Origin of the sequence: uncultured Negativibacillus sp., assembly GCF_944388365.1 — a bacterium.
Lineage (GTDB): Bacteria > Bacillota > Clostridia > Oscillospirales > Ruminococcaceae > Negativibacillus.
The window spans coordinates 1-5,598 of sequence record NZ_CALXIN010000109.1 but is presented as its reverse complement, the minus strand read 5'-3'; the positions used below and the strand labels follow the sequence as shown (position 1 = coordinate 5,598).

Here is a 5,598-nt window from a genome sequence, read left to right as displayed (position 1 = left end):
ATGTCCCGTCCGAGAGCGACCGAAAGAGGACTTTTGGCCTGCTCAAATTCGGGAGAGTCGATAATTTCGCGGATCGAAACGGTGCTGACGACCTTGTTTGGTACCTCAATACCGACAGCCGGCTTATTGGGAATCGGCGCTTCGATGCGCACGCCGGAAGCTGCCAGATTGAGCGCGATGTCGTCGGCAAGGTTGGTGATCTTGCTGATTTTGACGCCGGCAGAAGGCTGAAGCTCATAGCGGGTGACCGCAGGTCCGCGGGCGATGTCGATGATGCGGGTCTGCACACCGAAGCTTTGCAGAGTTGCCACCAGCTTTTCGGCATTGGAACGAAGTTCCTCCTGCAGGTTTTCTTCGCTGGGCTTTTCGATCTCGTTGAGAATCTCAATCGGAGGTTTGATATATTCCGGTTCCGGTGGTGCTTCCGGCTCCGGCTGGTCGGCAGAGTGGGATACACCTTCCAGACTCATTCCCTGCGCACGAATATCGTCAGGGGAGACTTCGATAATTTCAAAATCGTTGGAACGGGAAGCAGGCTGATCCACAATGTTTTCGGGATGGAAGTCAGGAAGTTCCTCTTCTTCCTCCTCTACATCGTCGGTGACAGCTTCGGTGTTACTTCCAAAGACGAAGGAATCCGCAGGAATCAGATCGTCGTCCTCTGTTTCCCAGGAAAGGCCGGTTTGCTGCTCATCCCCGATTTTTTCTTCAAACAGATTGATGGCCTGCTGCATGTTGCTGGAATCCACCACCGGTTTGAAGGTGGGCGAAACAGTGTTGGATTTCAGTGTGTGCAGAACATCCTGATCCTCCTTGGCGAGGGTGGTTTTGCCGCTGGAAGCGACACGGTTGATCAGATCATCCAGGTAAGGAGAAGAAACAGGCTCTTCGGTGTCCTCGGGAATAAGATCCTCCTCCGGTGCCCAGAATTCTGCTGCACGGGAGGAACCAGGCTCCAGACGGTTCGCAGAAATTTCCTGCGCACGCTCCATCTCCCGACGTTTTTGCTCGGCGCGTTCCGCAGTCAGCTTGTCCTTCCAGGCACTGCGCTTGTTCTGGGTTGCCTCCTGGCTTTCGCGCAGTTTTTGAAGTTCCGCTTCTTTTTTCTGTTTTGCATTAAAGAAGCTGTCCGCATGCAGCCGAAGCTCTTCAGGGTCGGTCAGCAGAGGATCATTGTTCTGAGGCGCTTCCTTGTCTGCCACAGGAATGTTGATGTTAAAATTGGGACGAGGGAGATTGTCTTCGTCTTGCTCCTGCTCCCGAAACTGGTTGCGCAGCTCTGCATGGGCGACGTAGGCATCCTCCATCTTTTTCACCGGTTTGCGTATCGAGTCAACCAGGTCGATCAGGGTGGAGTCGGTCAGCAGCATGATAGCGACAAAGATGAGCAGCACCATGGTGACCTTGGCTCCGGTAGGACCAAACCAGTACAGCAGCGGCAGGCCAAAAATGGCCGAGATAGCGCCGCCGCCGTCGCCGTTGATGCCATCGCGGAAGAGAGAAACAAACTTCTCGATCAGATTGCCGTCTGGAATTCCGCTGCCAAACACCTGAGTGGCGCCGTTGAGCAGACAGATCAGCAGCATGGTCTGCCAGATTTTGTGTCCGATGGAACCGATGGGTTTATTGAGCGCCGCCATAATGGAGATAAAAAATAAAACGGGAGCGATCAGATAGGAGGTCCATCCAAACATTCCCAGAAAGAAATTATGTATCCATCTCCAAACGTTCTGCCCTTCGACGAGGGTATTGGCCATAATAAAAATGGCGATGGCAAAGACAACAATCGACCAGAAGTGCTGGCGAGAGTGTTCTTCGCGTTTTTTTCGTTCCTCCTCAAAGGCGGCAGCGCTGGTCTTTTTGGACTTTGTCTGCTTGGTAGAACGGGAAGAGGAAGTTTTTTTGGTTGCCATGAGGTTGCCTCCTTCTGTTGCGAGGTTATGTAACGCGGCACAAGCCGCGCCAAATTATTGAGAGCGTGTGTTTGCCAAAAAGGGAAGCTGCATCCCTGGAAAAAGCGCGGGATTTAAAAAATCCTGCGGATTGGTAGAAATGATGCGTCCGATGGTGAGCTGTCCGTTTTCGACGGTGCCTTCGGCAGAGCAGTAGGGACCCAGTGCAAGTGTCTGCACCGGTGGTAGGGTGTGATCCTGCAAGGCGAACATCTGCTGCATCGCGACAACGGGAGTGACCGAGTGAAGGATCATTTTTTCCCTCCTCCTTTGCGCTGGGATTTGGGTGTTTGCTGCTGTTCGATCATCTGATACAGACAGGCGATGGCCTCGCTCAGTCCGCCCAAATGGTCGATCAGTCCTTCTTCCACCGCTTTTTCGCCGTCCAGCACCGTGCCGACATCCATCACCAGTTCGCCGGTGTTCATCATCAGCTTTCGGAAGCCTTTGGAGGAAATCTTGGAGTTTTCGGTGACAAAGCGGACGATGCGTTCCTGCATCCGGTCAAAGTAGGACAGGGTCTGCGGGACACCCAGCACAAGGCCGTTCATCCGCACCGGATGCACCGTCATGGTGGCAGATGGTGCGATAAACGATTGCTTGGCGCTGCACGCCAGCGGGACACCGATCGAGTGACCGCCGCCGAGCACCAGCGAAACGGTCGGCTTTTTCATGCCGGAAATCAGCTCTGCGATAGCAAGTCCGGCTTCGACGTCGCCTCCCACGGTGTTGAGAATAATCATCAGTCCTTCGATGGAAGGGTCCTGTTCGATTGCCACCAACTGTGGAATGACATGTTCATATTTGGTGGTTTTATTCTGTGGCGGCAGGATATAGTGACCTTCAATCTGTCCAACGATGGTCAGACAGTGGATCACGTGCTTTGCCCTTGTCATGGTAACAGAGCCGGTCTGCATAATCTGTTGGGTTTGGTCGAGCTGGTCAATGTCTTCGTCCTGGGAATCGCCGGAGCTTTCCTCGATGTTGCAGGGATTGCTCTGCTGATCGGAGAGCGACTGCTCCCAGCTCGGAGAATGATGTTTCTGCTTCTTTTTATGGGCCAAGTGGCACACCTCCATCAATCATGGATTTTCAGTGATAGTGTGCGCACAGCCAGAAGAATTATACTTTTTTGAAAAGCTCTCTTTATTATAGCGTGATTCTAGATTAGAAGCAAGATGAAACAACCGTAACAAAAAGCCGGCATCGGGAAATCCCCGATGCCGGCTTTCCGCTTTGAGAAGGCGATCCAAAACGGAGGTGATTATGCTTTGTCGATCGAACCGAACAGTTCCATCTTTTCCTTTACTTTTGCTTTGATTGCTTCAAATCCTGGTTTCAGAACCTTTCTTGGGTCGAAGCCTTTCTTCTGCTGATCCATGTTTTCCTCGAAGTATTTGCGGGTAGCTTCGGTGAATACGATCTGGCACTCGGTGTTGACGTTGATCTTAGAAACGCCTTTGGAGATTGCATCTTTTACCATCTCATCCGGAATGCCTGTGCCGCCGTGCAGAACCAGTGGCATTTTGCCGGTCTTTTCCTGGATCTTGGCCAGAACGTCCAGACGCAGACCTGGCCAGTTTTCAGGATATACACCATGGATGTTGCCGATACCTGCTGCCAGCATGTCAACGCCCAGCTCGCAGATGCTTGCGCACTCGTCTGGATCAGCGATTTCGCCGCCGCCGAGAACACCGTCCTCTTCGCCGCCGATAGCGCCTACCTCAGCCTCAACCGAGATGCCTTTGGAGTGTGCCAGAGCAACGATCTCTTTGGTTTTCTCAACGTTTTCTTCGATGCTGTACTTGGAACCATCGAACATAACGGAGGAGAAGCCTTTTTCGATACATTCTTTTGCTGCTTCATAGCTGCCGTGGTCCAGATGCAGAGCAACTGGAACGGTGATGTTCAGCTCTTTGATCATACCATTGACCATACCAACAACGGTGGTATAGCCGCCCATATATTTGCCGGCGCCTTCGGAAACACCGAGGATGACCGGAGAATTGTTTTCCTGTGCAGTGAGAAGAATAGCTTTTGTCCACTCGAGGTTATTGATGTTGAAGTGACCGATCGCATATTTGCCGGCCTTTGCTTTGTCCAGCATTTCTTTTGCAGAAACTAACATGATAAATTTCCTCCTTTTTTATCGAAAACCTTCGCTCCCATTGTTGAGAACACTTTGGGAATGCTGACAGAGCATCTTCCCATTTCTTTTATTATAAACAATTATGGTAGGAAAATCAATCATTTTACACAAAGCCCTTACAAAAGTCCCAGCAACCGCATCAGGCTTTCAGCAATAAATACAGCGGCACATGCACCTAAAGCGACCACCAACAGCCCTTTTTCAAACAGAGCCAGCAGCACTGCCACACAGAGTCCCGCCAGTGCAGAAGGCAGAGCCGAGGTGGAGTATAAAATGGCAGGAAAGGTCATTGCTCCCAACACCGCGTAAGGAATATAATACAAAAACGATTGAATAAACTGGCTGTGAACCTTATTGCGAAAGATGGCCAGCGGCAGCATGCGCACCAGATAGGTCACTCCTGCCATGACGGCAACACAGGTAAGAAAACGGGAAAACTCCATTATCTCTGCACCTCCTGTTCTGTAGTGTCCTCCGCTTGGATAGGAGCGAGAATCGCCATGACGGTCGAAGCGACCAGCGCACACAGAATAATGACGAATCCGCTGGAGAGGCGATTGAGCACCGGCAGATAGTAGCACAGACAGCTGATGATGGCGGCAATCAGCACAGCTGCACGGATGGAACGATGTTCCCTTGCCGGCGGAAGAATCACCGCAAGGAACATGCCGTAGATGGCGATGCCCAGCGCCGACCGCAGAGCATCCGGCAGAATGGTGCTGGCAGCGCCGCCCAGAAAGGTGCCGCCGACCCATCCAAAGAAGGGAACGGTCATCAGCCCAAACCAGTAACGGGTAGTGATTTCCTCCGGCTGCTGCATTGCCAGCGCAAAGATTTCATCGGTGTTGCCAAAGGCGATTCCCAGACGCTGGATTAAACCCACCGAAGGATGCAGCTTCTGGGACAGAGAAAGTGACATCAGTGCATAGCGCAGATTGATGGTCAGCTGGGTCAACGCCATTTCGATCAGTGGTGCACCCGAAACGATCAGACTCAGTCCTGCAAACTGACCGGCAGAAGTCAGATTAGTCATCGAAATCAGGACGGCGCCCCAGACGGGGATTCCCATGTTGACCGCCATCATTCCAAAGGTAAAGGAAACAGAGAGATATCCCAACCCGATCGGGATACCGTCCAGAAAGCCCTTTTGATAACTGCTGCAAGAATGTATTTTCATGTGATAATCCTCCACTTTTTATCGGTGCACTTTATTGTAGCACTGTATAAAAGCAGCTGCAAGAATTTTTTGGACAGACCTCGACCTTTTTCTTTTCAGGAGAAAGGATAACAGGCTTTTATTACAAGGATTTGAAAGGAATTTTTGTTGACTTTTCGATACAAAGAGCATAAAATAGAAATGGAATCTATTCACTTTGTATAATTTTGCGGAACAGTTGTCAATGCAGACGGGTCCGCATTGAAAAGAAAGGATGAAGCGCCGTGAACTATCTCGATAGCTATAATATCTGGAACTCCAAACAGCTGGAAGACCTGGAT

Annotated in this window: 6 protein-coding genes; all 6 read right to left on the bottom strand. The window is 51.1% G+C overall.

Annotated elements, in window-relative coordinates:
* Positions 1-1,913 (bottom strand): DNA translocase FtsK 4TM domain-containing protein (locus Q0L39_RS10360; protein ID WP_296628954.1); only part of this gene is annotated, 1,913 nt, incomplete at its 3' end.
* 54 nt (positions 1,914-1,967) lie between these two features.
* Positions 1,968-2,207 carry a YlzJ-like family protein gene (locus Q0L39_RS10355; RefSeq protein ID WP_296628952.1) on the bottom strand — a complete coding sequence of 80 codons (240 nt, stop codon included), beginning with the start codon at positions 2,205-2,207 and terminating at the stop codon, positions 1,968-1,970.
* Positions 2,204-2,869, bottom strand: coding sequence for an ATP-dependent Clp protease proteolytic subunit (locus Q0L39_RS10350; RefSeq protein ID WP_296628955.1), 666 nt, complete (start codon positions 2,867-2,869; stop codon positions 2,204-2,206). Before Q0L39_RS10350 ends, Q0L39_RS10355 begins: the two co-directional genes overlap by 4 nt.
* A 347-nt stretch (positions 2,870-3,216) precedes the next feature.
* Positions 3,217-4,080: a class II fructose-1,6-bisphosphate aldolase gene (gene fba, locus Q0L39_RS10345; protein WP_296628950.1), complete on the bottom strand. Its 864-nt coding sequence runs from the start codon at positions 4,078-4,080 to the stop codon at positions 3,217-3,219.
* Positions 4,081-4,217: 137 nt separating this feature from the next.
* Entirely contained in the window at positions 4,218-4,544 is a 327-nt protein-coding gene (locus tag Q0L39_RS10340) for an AzlD domain-containing protein (RefSeq protein WP_296628949.1), read from the bottom strand.
* A complete protein-coding gene (locus Q0L39_RS10335) occupies positions 4,544-5,278 on the bottom strand; it encodes an AzlC family ABC transporter permease (protein ID WP_296628947.1) in 735 nt (244 codons plus the stop codon). The genes Q0L39_RS10340 and Q0L39_RS10335 overlap by 1 nt, the downstream gene beginning before the upstream one ends.
* Positions 5,279-5,598: the final 320 nt, after the last annotated feature.